Annotated in this window: 14 protein-coding genes; 3 read left to right on the forward strand and 11 right to left on the reverse strand. The window is 66.6% G+C overall.

Annotation, left to right across the window (positions count from 1 at the left end):
• Positions 1–6: 6 nt before the first annotated feature.
• The 9 genes from nuoG to AB4Z16_RS17765 all read right to left on the reverse strand — a co-directional run bounded on the left by nuoG (position 7) and on the right by AB4Z16_RS17765 (position 8,347).
• A complete protein-coding gene (gene nuoG, locus AB4Z16_RS17725) occupies positions 7–2,070 on the reverse strand; it encodes an NADH-quinone oxidoreductase subunit NuoG (protein WP_441512680.1) in 2,064 nt (687 codons plus the stop codon).
• Between the two features lie 4 nt (positions 2,071–2,074).
• Positions 2,075–3,379, reverse strand: coding sequence for an NADH-quinone oxidoreductase subunit NuoF (gene nuoF / locus AB4Z16_RS17730; RefSeq protein WP_441512681.1), 1,305 nt, complete (start codon positions 3,377–3,379; stop codon positions 2,075–2,077).
• 11 nt (positions 3,380–3,390) lie between these two features.
• A complete protein-coding gene (nuoE, locus tag AB4Z16_RS17735) occupies positions 3,391–4,611 on the reverse strand; it encodes an NADH-quinone oxidoreductase subunit NuoE (RefSeq protein ID WP_441512682.1) in 1,221 nt (406 codons plus the stop codon).
• A complete protein-coding gene (locus AB4Z16_RS17740; protein ID WP_441512683.1) occupies positions 4,611–5,801 on the reverse strand; it encodes an NADH-quinone oxidoreductase subunit D in 1,191 nt (396 codons plus the stop codon). The genes nuoE and AB4Z16_RS17740 overlap by 1 nt, the downstream gene beginning before the upstream one ends.
• Before the next feature lie 3 nt (positions 5,802–5,804).
• Positions 5,805–6,233: a hypothetical protein gene (locus AB4Z16_RS17745; RefSeq protein ID WP_441512684.1), complete on the reverse strand. Its 429-nt coding sequence runs from the start codon at positions 6,231–6,233 to the stop codon at positions 5,805–5,807.
• Entirely contained in the window at positions 6,230–6,670 is a 441-nt protein-coding gene (locus AB4Z16_RS17750; protein ID WP_441512685.1) for a GFA family protein, read from the reverse strand. Before AB4Z16_RS17750 ends, AB4Z16_RS17745 begins: the two co-directional genes overlap by 4 nt.
• On the reverse strand, positions 6,670–7,275 hold the full coding sequence (locus tag AB4Z16_RS17755) for an NADH-quinone oxidoreductase subunit C (protein ID WP_441512686.1): 606 nt from the start codon (positions 7,273–7,275) through the stop codon (positions 6,670–6,672). Before AB4Z16_RS17755 ends, AB4Z16_RS17750 begins: the two co-directional genes overlap by 1 nt.
• A gap of 41 nt (positions 7,276–7,316) precedes the next feature.
• Positions 7,317–7,901 (reverse strand): NuoB/complex I 20 kDa subunit family protein, encoded by a 585-nt coding sequence (locus AB4Z16_RS17760; RefSeq protein WP_149128770.1) that lies wholly within the window; start codon positions 7,899–7,901, stop codon positions 7,317–7,319.
• A gap of 65 nt (positions 7,902–7,966) precedes the next feature.
• A complete protein-coding gene (locus AB4Z16_RS17765) occupies positions 7,967–8,347 on the reverse strand; it encodes an NADH-quinone oxidoreductase subunit A (protein ID WP_441512687.1) in 381 nt (126 codons plus the stop codon).
• A 408-nt stretch (positions 8,348–8,755) separates the two neighbouring features.
• On the opposite strand from AB4Z16_RS17765, the gene AB4Z16_RS17770 reads away from it, so the two are divergent.
• Entirely contained in the window at positions 8,756–9,394 is a 639-nt protein-coding gene (locus tag AB4Z16_RS17770; protein WP_441512688.1) for a YcbK family protein, read from the forward strand.
• Positions 9,395–9,466: 72 nt separating this feature from the next.
• Here the strand turns inward: AB4Z16_RS17770 and AB4Z16_RS17775 are convergent, their stop codons facing one another.
• Together AB4Z16_RS17775 and pcaD are read right to left on the reverse strand one after the other, a co-directional pair.
• Entirely contained in the window at positions 9,467–12,028 is a 2,562-nt protein-coding gene (locus tag AB4Z16_RS17775; protein WP_441512689.1) for a bifunctional acetate--CoA ligase family protein/GNAT family N-acetyltransferase, read from the reverse strand.
• A 179-nt stretch (positions 12,029–12,207) separates the two neighbouring features.
• Positions 12,208–12,981: a 3-oxoadipate enol-lactonase gene (gene pcaD, locus AB4Z16_RS17780; protein WP_441512690.1), complete on the reverse strand. Its 774-nt coding sequence runs from the start codon at positions 12,979–12,981 to the stop codon at positions 12,208–12,210.
• A 117-nt stretch (positions 12,982–13,098) separates the two neighbouring features.
• Here pcaD and AB4Z16_RS17785 point away from each other — a divergent pair, with 117 nt between their 5' ends.
• Positions 13,099–13,767: a TetR/AcrR family transcriptional regulator gene (locus tag AB4Z16_RS17785; protein ID WP_441512691.1), complete on the forward strand. Its 669-nt coding sequence runs from the start codon at positions 13,099–13,101 to the stop codon at positions 13,765–13,767.
• Positions 13,764–15,002, forward strand: coding sequence for a metal-dependent hydrolase family protein (locus tag AB4Z16_RS17790; RefSeq protein WP_441512692.1), 1,239 nt, complete (start codon positions 13,764–13,766; stop codon positions 15,000–15,002). Before AB4Z16_RS17785 ends, AB4Z16_RS17790 begins: the two co-directional genes overlap by 4 nt.
• Positions 15,003–15,005 lie beyond the last annotated feature (3 nt).

The following is a 15,005-nucleotide window of genomic DNA, read 5'->3' on the forward strand; positions in this document are numbered from 1 at the left end:
GGCCGGTTACTCCGCCGCCTGCTGGTGCCGGCCCGAAGCCAGCGCCGAGCATTCCGCCATCACGGCAGAGGCACGTGCGATCGGGTTGGTCTGATAGAAGTCGCTGACGGCCGGGGTGAAGCCCGCCTTGTCGGTCTTGCCGCCGAGGCCGGCGAGCTTGCCGATCTCGGCCGCGTCGTTGGCCGGGAGGCCGTCGAGCGCCGCGAAATGCGGGTGCGCCTCGTAGAGCGCCTTGCGCAGGCCCGACAGGGAGTCGAAGGGCAGCGTCTTGCCGAGCGCCGCGGAGAGCGCACGCAGGATCGCCCAGTCCTCGCGGGCGTCGCCCGGCGGGAACGTGGCACGATCCGCCATCTGCACCCGGCCTTCGGTGTTCACATAGGTGCCGGACTTTTCGGTATAGGCCGCGCCCGGCAGGATGACGTCGGCGCGGTGAGCGCCCTTGTCGCCATGGGTACCCTGGTAGACCACGAAAGCGCCTTCCGGCACCTCGATCTCGTCGGCGCCGAGCAGGAAGAGCACGTCGAGCGCGCCCGGCTGGGCCATGGCGGCCGCATCCACCCCCCCCTCGCCCGGCACAAAGCCGAGATCGAGCGCACCGGCGCGGGCGGCAGCGGTGTGGATCACGCCGAAGCCGTTCCAGTCCTCGGTCATCGCGCCCAGCGACTGCGCCGCCTTGGCGGCGAGCGAGAGCACGGCCTCGCCATCGGCGCGGACAAGAGCCCCCTGCCCGATCAGCACCATCGGCTTGCCGCCGCCGGCGGCGGCCGACTTGACGATATCAGCCAGCGTCTCCGGGCCGGCGCCGAGATAGTCGTAGGAATAGGTCAGGTCAGCCTTTTCGCCGATGACACCGATCTTGAAGTCGCCGCGCAGCCAGCGCTTGCGGATGCGGGCATTCAGGATCGGCGCCTCGCGGCGCGGGTTCGAGCCGATGATCAGCAGCGAGGTCGCATCTTCGATGCCGGCGATGCCGGCGTTGAGGACGTAGGATGCGCGGCCGAACTTCGGATGAAGCTTCGTGCCGTCCTGGCGCGCGTCGAGATTGGCTGAGCCGAGCGAGGCGATCAGCGCCTTCAGCGCGAACATCTCCTCGACCGCGGCGAGGTCGCCGGCGATGGCGCCGATCCTCTCAGGGCTCGCGGCCTTCACCTTGCTGGCGATGGCGGCGAAGGCCTCGTTCCAGCTTGCCGGACGCAAACGGCCGTTCTCGCGGATATAAGGCCGGTCGAGGCGCTGGGTCTTGAGGCCGTCGGCGACATGGCGGGTCTTGTCGGAGATCCACTCCTCGTTCACCGCCTCGTTGAGGCGGGGCAGGATGCGCATCACTTCCTTGCCGCGCGAGTCGACGCGGATCGCCGAGCCGACGGCGTCCATCACATCGATGCTCTCGGTCTTCGAGAGCTCCCAGGGCCGGGCCTTGTTCTGGTAGGGCTTGGATGTCAGCGCGCCGACCGGGCAGAGATCGACGATGTTGCTCTGCAACTCCGACGACATCGCGTGCTCGAGATAGGTGGTGATCTCCATGTCCTCGCCGCGGCCGATGGCGCCGAGATCGGAGGCGCCGGCGACCTCGGTGGTGAAGCGGACGCAGCGCGTGCACTGGATGCAGCGCGTCATCGTCGTCTTGACCAGCGGGCCGATATACTTGTCCTCGACCGCGCGCTTGTTCTCGGCGAAGCGCGAGGTATCCGCGCCATAGGCCATGGCCTGGTCCTGCAGGTCGCACTCGCCGCCCTGGTCGCAGATCGGGCAATCCAGCGGGTGGTTGATGAGCAGGAACTCCATCACCCCTTCGCGGGCCTTCTTGACCATCGGCGACTTGGTCGAGACGACCGGCGGCTCGCCGTTCGGGCCGGGGCGCAGATCGCGCACGCCGATGGCGCAGGAGGCCTGCGGCTTCGGCGGGCCACCCTTCACCTCGACGAGGCACATGCGGCAGTTGCCGGCGATCGAGAGCCGCTCGTGGAAGCAGAAGCGCGGCACCTCGACGCCCGCCGCCTCGCAGGCCTGGAGCACCGTGTACTCGGCGGGTACGTCGACCTCGATGCCGTCGATGAGGAGTTTCGTCATGGTCTCACTCCGCCGCCATCAGGCGCACAGGCTCGCTGTGCGGGTTGGCGGCATAGTCGTCGATGCGCTGCTCGATTTCGTGACGGAAATGCGCGATCAGGCCCTGGATCGGCCAAGCCGCGGCATCGCCGAGCGCGCAGATCGTGTGGCCCTCGATCTGCTTGGTGACGTCGAGCAGCATGTCGATCTCGCGCTTCTGGGCGCGGCCTTCCGCCATGCGCTCCATGACGCGCCACATCCAGCCCGTGCCTTCGCGGCAAGGCGTGCACTGGCCGCAGCTCTCATGCTTGTAGAAATGGCTGATGCGGGCGATGGCGCGGACGATGTCGGTCGACTTGTCCATCACGATCACCGCCGCCGTGCCGAGGCCGGAGCGCAGCTTCGAAAGCGAGTCGAAATCCATCGGCGTGTCGATGATCTGCTCGGCCGGCACCATGCGCACCGAGGAACCGCCGGGGATGACCGCCTTCAGATTGTCCCAGCCGCCGCGGATGCCGCCGCAATGCTTTTCGATCAACTCGCGGAAGGGAATGCCCATCGCCTCTTCGACGTTGCAGGGCTTGTTCACATGGCCGGAGACGCAGAAGAGCTTGGTGCCGACATTGTTCGGCGTGCCGATCGACGAGAACCAGCTCGCGCCGCGGCGCAGGATGGTCGGAGCGACCGCGATCGACTCGACGTTGTTCACCGTGGTCGGGCAGCCATAGAGGCCCATATTGGCGGGGAATGGCGGCTTCAGCCGCGGCATGCCCTTCTTGCCCTCGAGGCTCTCCAGCAGCGCCGTCTCTTCGCCGCAGATATAGGCGCCGGCGCCATGATGCACATAGAGATCAAAGGGATAGCCGTGGACGTTGTCCTTGCCGATGAGCTTGGCCTCATAGGCCTCGTCGACGGCGCGCTGCAGCGCCTCGCGCTCGCGGATATATTCGCCGCGGATATAGATGTAGGCCGCATGCGCGCCCATGGCGAAGGAGGCGATCAGGCAGCCCTCGACCAGCGTATGCGGGTCGTTGCGCATGATCTCGCGGTCCTTGCAGGTGCCGGGCTCCGACTCGTCGGCGTTGACGACGAGATAGTGCGGGCGCCCGTCGCTCTGCTTCGGCATGAACGACCATTTCAGTCCGGTCGGGAAGCCGGCGCCGCCGCGGCCGCGCAGGCCGGACTTCTTCATCTCGTCGATGATCCAGTCCCGGCCCTGCTCCAGCAGGAACTTGGTGCCATCCCAGGCGCCGCGCTGGATCGCACCCTTCAGGGTACGGTCGTGCAGGCCGTAGAGATTGGTGAAGATGCGATCGCGATCTGCGAGCATGTCCTAGTGCCTCACTCTGCCGGCTTGTCGCCAAGCTTCGACTCCGGGCGCCAGCCCGTCGCGAGCTTCTTCGACTGAGCAATCCAGTCGTCGCGCACCGCCCTGCCCTTGAAGCCGGTCAGGCGTGCATCGACCCAGGCGAGCTCCGCCGGTGTCCATTTGGCGATCTGGTCATAGTGCCAGATCCCCATCTCGTTGAGCATCTTGGCCAGCTTCGGCCCGACGCCCCAGATCAGTTCGAGATCGTCGCCCTCGCCGCCGCGCGCAGCGGTCAGCAGCTCGGGCTTGCTCTCCTCGACGGCGGACTCGGCCTTTGCCGCAACGGCAGGCTTGGCAGCCTCGGCAACATCCTTCTTCTCGACCTTGCCCTTGGCGGCCGGCGTGTCGTTGGCGGCGCTGGAAGGCTGGGTCGGCTCGGACGGCTTCGGCCGGGCTGCGGCGGCCGTCTCGCTGGCGGGCTTTTCGGCAACCGCGGCCGGCGTGGCCTCGGCCTTCTTCGCCTCGGCTTCTGCAGCCTTCTTCGCTTCCGCCTCGGCGGCAGCCTTGGCGGCAGCGGCTTCGGCAGCAGCCTTGCGCTGCTCGCCAATGCGCTTCTGCCAGTCGCCGGCGCCGATCATCGAGCCGTCATAGAGGGCCTTGTCGGTCAGAGTCTGCGGGCCACCTTCCGGCTCGGAGCCGGTGCGGCCATTCTGCGGGCCGGGCTTGGTCGGGCGGCCATTGCGGAGATCGTCGAGGAGCTGGCGGAAATTCGCCGGCGTCAGGTCCTCGTAGTAGTCGATATTGATCTGCGCCATCGGCGCGTTACAGCAGGCGCCCAAGCACTCGACCTCGAGCCAGGAGAGCTTGCCGTCGGCAGTCACCGTCGATTGCGGGCCGATGACGTCCTCGCAAACCTTCTTCAGCGCCTCGGCGCCGCGCAGCGCGCAAGGCGTCGTACCGCAGAGCTGGACGAAATACTCGCCCACCGGCTGCAGGTTGAACATGGTGTAGAAGGTCGCGACCTCCAGCACCCGCATCGGCGCCATGCCCAAGCGCTTGGCGACGGTCTCGATCACGGCGCGCGAGACCCAGCCCTCCTGCTCCTGTGCCTTCCACAAAAGCGGGATGACGGCGGAAGCCTGGCGGCCGGCCGGATACTTGGCGATCTGCTGGTCGATCCAGTTCTCGTTCGCCGCGGTGAAGGCGAAGGAGGCCGGTTGGACAGGATCAGGCGCGAGACGACGGACGGACATTAGCGGTCCACCTCACCAAAGACGATATCAAGGGAGCCGAGGATCGCGGAGACGTCGGCGAGCATGTGCTTGCGGCACATGAAATCCATGGCCTGGAGATGGGCGAAGCCCGGGGCCTTGATCTTGCAGCGATAGGGCTTGTTGGTGCCGTCCGAGACCAGATAGACGCCGAATTCGCCCTTCGGCGCCTCGACGGCGGCATAGACCTCGCCGGCCGGCACCTTGTAGCCCTCGGTGTAGAGCTTGAAGTGGTGGATCAGCGCTTCCATCGAACGCTTCATCTCGCCGCGCTTGGGCGGCACCATCTTGCCGTCGAGCGAAGAGACCGGGCCGCCGCCATCGGCTGCCAGCAGCTTCTCGCAGCACTGCTTCATGATGCGCACCGACTGGCGCATCTCTTCCATGCGGATGTGGTAGCGGTCGTAGCAGTCGCCGTTCTTGCCGACGGGAACCTCGAATTCCATCTCCTCGTAGCACTCATAGGGCTGCGACTTGCGCAGATCCCATGGCGCGCCGGAGCCGCGCACCATCACGCCAGAGAAGCCCCATTTCCAGCAGGTCTCAAGATCGACCACGCCGATATCGACGTTGCGCTGCTTGAAGATGCGGTTGTCGCTGAGCAGTCCTTCGAGGTCATCGCAGACCTTGAGGAACGGATCGCACCATTCGGCGATGTCGTGGATCAGCGAGACCGGGATGTCCTGGTGCACGCCGCCGGGGCGGACATAGGCCGCGTGCATACGCGCGCCGCAGGCCCGCTCGTAGAAGATCATCAGCTTCTCGCGCTCCTCGAAGCCCCAGAGCGGGGGCGTGAGGGCGCCGACGTCCATCGCCTGCGTGGTGACGTTCAGCAGATGCGAGAGGATGCGGCCGATCTCGGAATAAAGCACGCGGATGAGCTGGCCGCGGCGCGGCACGGTCACGCCGGCGAGACGCTCGACCGCGAGCGAATAGGCATGCTCCTGATTCATCGGCGCGACATAGTCGAGCCGGTCGAAATAGGGCAGCGCCTGCAGATAGGTCTTGGCCTCGATCAGCTTCTCGGTGCCGCGATGCAGCAGGCCGATATGCGGATCGACGCGCTCGACCACCTCGCCGTCGAGTTCCAGCACGAGTCGCAGCACGCCATGCGCCGCCGGGTGCTGCGGACCGAAGTTGATCGAGAAGTTGCGGATATTATGCTCGGACATCTCTTAGCCCCGTCTCGGGTCGAGAAATTTGTTGGCGGCAGGGTCCGCGACAATCCGCTGCCGCATCGTGGCGCAGCCCCCGGGCCGCTTGGACAAACGCTCGGCTTCCGCTTCCGCCTTCTTGACGGCCTCGGGGCCGGCGGCCTCCTGCCCTTCCAGGGCGAGATCGCGGAACGAGGACGACTGGAGGAAGAAGCTCAGCCGCAGTTCCTTCGGGCAGGCGGCGGCCCAAATGCGCGCAGCCGGAACCTCGACACCAATCTCACCCAGAGTGAAGCGAGCCTTGCTGCCGTCATGCAGCGTGATCTGGCCGACGCTGGTCGAAGCATCGCGGTTGGGCCCGATCCTGCTGGCAGGCTGGCAAGCCGACAAGCCGACACCGACCAGGGCACAGGCCGCCACGGTCAGGTTGCTGAGGTTGCGCCCGCTCATTGCCGGCCTTCCTGCTGCGCCTGGAAGCGCGCCATCACGTCTGCGCCCGTCAGCCGCGGGCGCTCGCCGGCGAAGTCATAGAGCGCCGGCTTCTCGTCGATGAAGATCTCTTCGAGAAACGCGAAAGAGCTGGTGTCGTCGAAGCTCTGGAAGGCCACAGCGACATGGTCCCCGCCCTCGCGCAGCCGCCAGAACAGGCTCGAACCGCAATTGCGACAGAACTGGCGCATGGCCCAGTCGGAAGAGACATAGCTGCCGACTTGGCTCTCGTCCTCGATTGCCACTTCGCCGCAGGGCACGGCCATGAAGACCCCGCCGCTCCAGCGCCGGCACATGCCGCAATGGCAGACGTCCATCTCGCGCTTCGTCGGCACGGCGCTGAACCGCACCGCGCCGCACAGGCAGCCGCCGGACAGTTTTTCCGCGCCGGCCGCCATCACGCCCCCTTCGCCTTTTCGTCGCCCGGCAGCACGTAATCCGTGCCTTCCCAGGGCGAGAGGAAATCGAAATTGCGGAATTCCTGGTTGAGCTTCACCGGCTCGTAGACGACACGCTTCTGCTCGTCGTCGTAGCGCACCTCGACGAAGCCGGTTAGCGGGAAGTCCTTGCGCAGCGGATAACCCTCAAAGCCGTAATCAGTGAGGATGCGGCGCAAATCCGGGTGGCCGGAAAACAGGATGCCGTAGAAATCGTAGGCTTCGCGCTCGAACCAGTTTGCCGCCGGGAAGACGTCGACGACAGAGGGAACGGGCGTCGCCTCGTCGGTCTGCACCTTCACGCGGATGCGCCGGTTATGATGCGGCGCGAGCAGATGATAGACGACGTCGAAGCGCTTCTCGCGGCCGGGATAGTCGGCCCCGGCGAGGTCGGTGAAATTGACGAAGCGGAAGCGCGGCTCGCTATAGAGCACCCGCAGCACCTCGACGATCGAAGCCGCCTCAGCATGAACCGTCAGCTCCTCGAAAGCGACGACCGCCTCCGTCACCGCGCCGGGCAGCGCGGCCTTGATCTCTTCGCCGAGTTTTACGAGCGCTTCGCTCATCGTCTCACCTTCATCGCCTGCAGCATCGACCGACGGAGCGCTCAGCGCTCGATCGTGCCGGTGCGCCGGATCTTCTTCTGCAGCAGCAGCACGCCGTAAAGCAGCGCCTCGGCCGTCGGCGGGCACCCCGGGACGTAGATGTCGATCGGGACGATGCGGTCGCAGCCGCGCACAACCGAATAGCTGTAGTGGTAGTACCCGCCGCCATTGGCGCAGGACCCCATCGAGATGACGTAGCGCGGCTCCGGCATCTGGTCGTAGACCTTGCGCAGGGCCGGAGCCATCTTGTTGGTCAGCGTGCCCGCGACGATCATGACGTCGGACTGGCGCGGTGAGGCGCGCGGCGCGAAGCCGAAGCGCTCGACATCGTAGCGCGGCATCGAGAGCTGCATCATCTCGACGGCGCAGCAGGCCAGACCGAAGGTCATCCACATCAGCGAGCCCGTGCGGGCCCAGTTGATCAGATCGTCGGTGGCGGTGACGAGAAAGCCCTTGTCGGCCAGCTCGTTGTTGATCTCGACGAAGAACGGATCACGCGTGCCTACCGGCTTGCCGTCCGGGCCGAGAAGCCCCCGCGGTGCCGGCGCGACGAGCGGGTCGCCGCGATCGATCGCTGTGATTGCCATGACCTAATCCTCGTGAACCTTTGCCTGCCAGATATGAAGCGGAAGTCCGCCCCGCTATCCGGCAGTCAGTCCCACTCCAGCGCGCCCTTGCGCCACTCGTAGACGAACCCCACGGTCAGCACGCCGAGGAAGATCATCATCGACCAGAAGCCATACCAGCCGAGCTTGCCGAAGGCGACGGCCCAGGGGAACAGGAACGCGACCTCGAGATCGAAGATGATGAAGAGAATCGAGACCAGGTAGAACCGGACGTCGAACTTCATGCGGGCATCGTCGAAGGCGTTGAAGCCGCATTCGTAGGCCGAAAGCTTTTCCGCATCCGGCTTCGAATAGGCGATCGCGAAGGGGGCGATCAGCAGGGCCAGGCCGATGACCGCCGAGACGCCGATGAACAGCACCAGCGGGAGATAGTCGGTCAGAAGAGACTGAACCGGGAGAGCTTGCATGGTCGAACTCACTTCGGACGGCCGCGTAACGGCTCGCTGCCCAGTCGCTTAGACCCTCGATTAGAATGAAGCAAGACTCCGCCGCGCCGCACAATCGCGCGAGCGGGTTGAATGCAGCGCAGGATGGGGCAGAATTCGTCTGCGTCCGCACACTCTCTCCGCCATTCCGGGCGGAATTCCGTCGGAAACGCGTATTTTCAGCCGCTGTGACGGGCACAAGCCCGTTCGCCGTGCCGAATCGTTCCCGGCCGGCAAGCCTGCCACGCCCGAAAGGCCTTCGATGCCCAAGCCGTTTCAGCCTGCCTTTGAGTCGAATCCGGCAGTGGTTCGTGCGGCGCGATGAAGCCCGCTTGCCTGCGCGCCGGAGTCGTCCCGGCGCTTGTTCTTCTGCTTTCCGCGACGTCTGCCATGGCCCAGGAGGGCGAGCGCGTCCGCGCGCCCTTGCCACCGCAGCGGCCGTTCGATCTCGATCTGGAGGGCACGCCGAAACTGCCCGATATCGTCGTGCCCCCAGCGGCACCCGTGACGGCGCCGTCAATCCGCAGCACCGCGCAGGACACACCTCCCGCGGCTCCCGCGCCCGAAACGCCTGAGAATACCCCGGCCTCCATGACACCGCCCGCCGAAGGCACCCCGCCCGCCCCCGGCGAACCGGACGACGACGAAGGCGTGGAGTGGCCGAAGCTGACGCCGGGCCAGAAGGCCGGCGCCGAGCCCGACTTCGACCCGAACGAGAAGCCCGAGCGTCCGGGCATCTCGACCGACCCCGGCACCTCGATCACCTGCCTGCCCGACCAGTTGAAGCAGACCCTCGGCAAGATTGCCGATCGCTATGGTGCGGTGAAGGTGACCTCGACCTGGCGGCCGCCTTGGCGCGCGCGGCGCGGCTCCTATCACAAGGGCTGCCAGGCGATGGACTTCCGTGTCCCGGGCGTGCGCCCGCGCATCGTCCTGGAATGGGTGCGCAGCCTGCCGGAGGTTGGCGGGCACCATGTCTACTGGAACGGGCTGATCCACATCGACACCGGGCCGCGACGCCCCTGGTAGAGAGCGGCGCTTCGTCCGTCTCCCTAGGTTTGAGCGTCCGCAAACGCGGCCGCTCATTCCCTTCAACCGCGTTCAGGGCCTCTCCGCCGCCTCCGAAAGGCCTGGCCCATCCAAGCGCAGCGTGACCCGCTTGACCGAAACATCGTCGGGATCGAGAACGATTGCGAAGCCGAGACTGTGACAGAGAGCGAGCATAGGCCCGTTCTCCGCCAGCACCTGGCTATGGACGCGGCGGATGCCCTCTGCCCTGGCCCAGTCGATCATCAGGACCATCAAAGCGCGGCCCAGTCCCATGCCTTTCAGGTCCGAGCGAAGCAGGATCGCGTATTCGGCCTCGACATGTCCGGGGTCGGCATGCAGCCGGACCGCGCCGGCGGCGTCGCCGCTCCCATCCTCGGTCGCGATGAAGGCCATCTCCCGCGCGTAGTCGAGCTGGGTAAGGCGCGCGAGGAAGTTGTGGCTGAAGGATTTGAGCGGCGCGAAGAAGCGCAACCTCAAATCCTCCGGGGTCACCCTGTTCAGCATCGCGCCGATCAGGAGTTCGTCCTCCGGCTTGATCGGGCGGACCGAAAAGCGCCGCTCGCCCAGCTCCAGGCGCCTCGTCCAGGCCCCGGGATAGGGGCGGATCGCCGGACGCCGGCGGCGGGCGGGGTCGGGTTCCAGCGCGATGCGCGCATCTACCACCACGGCACCGCGCGAATCTGCGAGGATCGGATTGAGATCGAGTTCGCGGATCTGCGGCAGCTCGGACGCCATCTTGCCCAACGCGACCAGCAGCGTGGCGATCGCACGCCGGTCCGCCGCCGGGACATCGCGATAGGCCGCCAGGATACGCGAGACGCGGGTTCGCGAGATCAGGTTCTCCGCCGAAGCAAGATCGAGCGGCGGCAACGCGACATGCGTATCGGCGATCAGCTCCGCCGCGATTCCACCCCGGCCGAACACGATCACCGGGCCGAAACAGGAATCGGTGGCGAATCCGGCGATCAGCTCCCGCGCCTTGGCACGGTGCGCCATCGGCTGCACCATGAAGCCGGTCAGACGGGCCTGCGGACGCTGCCGGCGTAGGCGCTCCGCCATCTGCTCCGCGGCCGCGCGGACAGCGCCTTCATTGCCAAGGTCGAGCTCGACGCCGCCGACATCCGATTTATGCGGAACGTCGGGGGAGACGATCTTGAGCGCGACAGTTCGTCCTGCCTCGAACTGCGCCCTGGCTGCCGCAACCGCCGCCTCGGCATCGGGGGCGATGACGAGATCGAGCGTCGGGATCCGGAACAAGGCGAGCAGACGCGTCACCTCATCCGGCTCGAGCCAGCTGCGCCCCTCTCCGAGCGCCCGCTCGATGATTGTCTCGGCGGCGGCGACGTCGGGCGGGTCGTCGTCATCGACCGATGGCGGCGTCGCCATCAGCTCCTTGATCAGCCGGGCATGACGGGTGAGGTGCTGGAACCCTAGGACCGCCTCTTGCTCCGTAGCGAAAGAGGGAATCCCGGCGGCGGCGAAGATCGCCGCTGCGCTCTCTCCCGCTCCGACCCAGGCTGCGAGAACCGGCTTGGCCCGCGCGTCGCGGTGGGCGTCGACGACCGCACGGGCGCAATCCAACGGATCGGATGGCGCAACCGGCGCGTTGAGCGCCAGCACCGCATCGACCGTTTCCTCCGCCAGCAGGCGCGAGACCGCTTCGCGATAATCCTGCGGGCTGCGGACGATCTCTGGCTCCCGGCGCCGTAGCTGGGAGCCTGCCGCCTGTCGGAACCGGCCGGCGGCCAAGGCGGCCAGCCCCTCCCCGTTGCTGACGATGGCGAGCCGGCCCGCATCGGCCGCCCGGGCCCGGCCGAGAGTCTCGGCGGCGGCGAAGAGCTCGTCGAGATCGTTTACGCGCAGCAATCCGGCGCGATGAAATCCCGCGTCATGCGCAGCATCGCTGGTCACGATCAGCCCCGCATGTGTCAAGGCCGACAGGCTGTCGTCGAGACGTGGCGGCTTCAGAACCAGCACGGGCTTGATCCGTGCAGCGGCGCGTGCCGAAGAGAGGAAGCGCGCGGCATCCGTGACCTCGTCGATGGCCAGCAGAATGGTCCTCGTATGCGGATCGGCGGCGAAATGATCGAGGCAATCGGCGATGTCGACATCCGCCCCCTCGCCGACCACCACGGCCCCCGACAGACCGATCTCGCGACGCCCCGCCCAGGCCAGGATGCCGGCAGCCACCGAGTTGGACTGCGCGGCCAGCGCCAGCGTGCCGACTGAAAGCTGCACGGGCACCGCGGTCGCGTTGAGGCCGAGGCGGGGGGCAGCGATCCCGAGAGACGACGGCCCGATCAATCTCACCCCGGCGGCACGGGCTGCCGCACCCAGTCGGTCGCGGTCGGCAGCGTCCCCATCCGGCACCAGCACGCCGCCGCAGCCGCGGTCCTTGGCTGCAGCCAGCGCCCGTTCCGCAGCCGCGCTGGGGGCGATGACGAGATCGGAAGGCGGCATGGACGGCAGATCGTCCTCCCCGGAGAGCACGACCAGCTTGCCCCGATAGGCGCCCGCCTGGATTTGTTTCGCCAGCTCATCCGTTTCGCCGACGCCGGCGATCACGGTGGTCGAGGCCGGCTCGAGCAGGCGCTTGATCAGGGCGAGCGTCATCGGTCGGCCATGTCCGTTTGCGATGCTGCCATCAGAAGCGATCCTGGCCGCTGCGGCCAAGCGTCATCGACAGCTTTTCACATATGATCGCGCAAATCCCGTGACGAGCCTATGCGGCCAGATGGCGGCTGACGGGATCTCCACCTTGGCCGGCAGGGGACGCGGCAGCCCGCCTCCCATCAGCGGAGAAACGCATCGACCTCCGCGGCGAATTGCTCGGCCTGCTCGATGTTCGAGATATGCGCCGCATCGAGCAGGCATTTGCGCGCGCCCGGGATCGCTGCGACGATGGTCTCGCCATCGGCGGGCTTGGTCGCCGGATCCTTCGACCCGATGATGACGAGCACCGGATTGCGGATCGCCTTGATCGACTCCCGCTGATCCATGTCGCGAATCGCCAGGCACGATCCCTGGTAGCCCGCGACCGGCGTCCTCAGGATCATGGCCCGCATCCGCTCGATGGTCGCGGGCGCGGCGGCGCGGAAGGGCTCCGGGAACCAGCGCGCGATCGTCGCATCGACGAGCGCCTCCATGCCCCCGCCTTCCGCCGCCGCGACCCGTCCGTTCCAGAGATCGGCCGGGCCCATATAGGCTGCGGTGTTGGCGAGGACGGCCCGGTGGATCCGCTCCGGCGCATGCGTCAGCAGCCACATGCCGACCATGCCGCCCATCGAGAGCCCGCAGAAATGCGCGCGTTCGATATCGAGCGCATCGAGCACGCCGAGCGCGTCCCGGCCCAACTGCTCCATCGTATAGGGAGCCGGCGAAACGATGCTGCGGCCATGGCCGCGCTGATCGTAGCGGATCACCCGGAAATGCCGCGACCAAAGCGGAATCTGGTCGTCCCACATCGACATGTCCGAGCTGAGCGAATTGGACAGCAGCAACGCGGGCGCCGAGTCGGCCCCGTCGATGCGAACCTCGAATTCCTCATGGCCGATTGTAATCCGCATCGTCTTGGCTCCGTTCGCTGACCGCATCTTTGTGTCCTCCCAATGCCGCTGTGCGCAACATCGGAAAAAACAAACATGCATGCTTGTCTGTTTGTTTCCAACTGCTAGAGTTCGGGCATGCCGCCATCAGCCGACAAACAGCGCCGGACGCAAGAGGAACGCTCGACGGAAACGCGGGCGCGCCTGATCGACGCGACGCTCGATCTGCTGGTCGAGCGAGGCTACGCGCTCGCGACGACGTCGGAGATTGCGGGGCGGGCCGGTGTCACCCGCGGCGCGCTGAACCACCATTTTTCCGGCAAGGACGATCTGATCGTCCAGTCCGTGAGCCATCTGCTCCATAGCTGGATCGGCGAGATCCGGCAGGTCGCCGAACTGGTCAAAGCCGGCAGCCTGTCCCTCTCCGACTTTGTCGATCGGATGTGGGAGCTGTTCTCCGGCAAGCTGTTCCTGGTCACGCTCGAGCATGTGACCGCCGCACGGCACAATCGCTATCTGCGTGAGCAGCTGGTCTCGGTGACGCGGGAGTTTCATACGGCGCTCGACGGCACCTGGCAGGATTTCTTCGACGGAACCGGCCTGCAGAAGCCCGAGGTGGAGGCGGTCTTCAATGCCACGCTCTGCCTGATGCGCGGCATGAGCCTGCAGACCATCCTGCGCGACGACGCCGCCTACTATGCGCGCCTTCTCGGCTTCTGGAAGACGGTTCTTGCCGAGCATTCGCAGCAGGGCCGCGCAGGCGCAGGCGCCCTTTCCGATCTGACAGAACAAGGCGTACACCAATGACACAGGCGATCATTTTCGAGAACGCAAGGCTGCTCGACGGCACCAGCGCGGAAGGCGAGCACGATCGCTTCGTGCGCGTCGAGGGCGGGTTGATCCGCGAGGTTTCCGACCGCCCGATCGTCGATGCCGGCGCGCGTCGCATCGATCTCAAGGGCCGGACCTTGATGCCCGGCCTGATCGACTGCCACGTCCACGTCATCGCCAACTCCGCGAATTTCGGCCAGAACGCGCTTCTCCCGGATGCGCTCGTCGCGCTGCAGGCCGCGAAGCTGATGGGCGAGATGCTGCACCGCGGCTTCACCACCGTTCGCGACGTCGGCGGGGCGACCTACGCCCTCGTCGAGGCGCAGGAACAGGGCCTCTATGTCGGCCCGCGCCTCGTCATCTGCGGCAAGGCCCTGTCGCAGACCGGCGGCCATGCCGATTTCCGCGGCCGCTACGACAACCGCCGGCCGGATTACCAGACCCACCAGCTCGGTTCGCTCGGCCGCATCTGCGACGGTGTCGACGCCTGCCGCGCCGCGGCCCGCGACGAGATCCGCCAGGGCGCCCAGTTCGTGAAGATCATGGCCAATGGCGGTATCGCCTCGCCGACCGATCCCATCGCCTTCCTCGGCTTCAGCGACGCGGAGATCGCCGCGATCGTCGAGGAAGCCCACAACGCCCAGACCTATGTCGCTGCGCATCTCTACACCGACGAGGGCATCGCCCGCGCCGTGAAGCTTGGCGTACGCTCGATCGAGCACGCCAACCTCGTCCAGGCCGCGACCGCCCGCCTGATGCGCGAGCGGGGCGCGATCGCCTGCCCGACGCTCGTCACCTATGAGGCGCTGAACAACGAAGGCGCCTCCTACGGCCTGCCCCCCTCCTCCGTCGCCAAGATCGACGATGTCCGCTTGCGCGGTCTAGAATCGCTCGAGATCATGCGCGAGGCCGGCGTGACCATGGCCTATGGCACCGATCTGCTCGGCGCCATGCACCGGCACCAGTCGGAGGAATTCGTTATCCGCGGACGCGTTCTGCCTGCCATCGAGGTCATCCGCTCGGCGACCGTCAACGCGGCCGAGTTGATCGGGATGCCCGGCAAGATCGGCACCATCAAGCCCGATGCCTATGCCGACTTCATCGTGGTCGACGGCGATCCGCTGGCCGATCTTTCGCTCCTGACGGGACAGGGGCGCAACATGCCGGTCATCATGAAGAACGGCGACTTCATCAAGAACGAACTGAACTAACCA

The sequence above is a fragment of the Allobosea sp. TAF32 genome, assembly GCF_052113585.1.
In the GTDB taxonomy this organism is placed as follows: Bacteria; Pseudomonadota; Alphaproteobacteria; order Rhizobiales; family Beijerinckiaceae; genus Allobosea.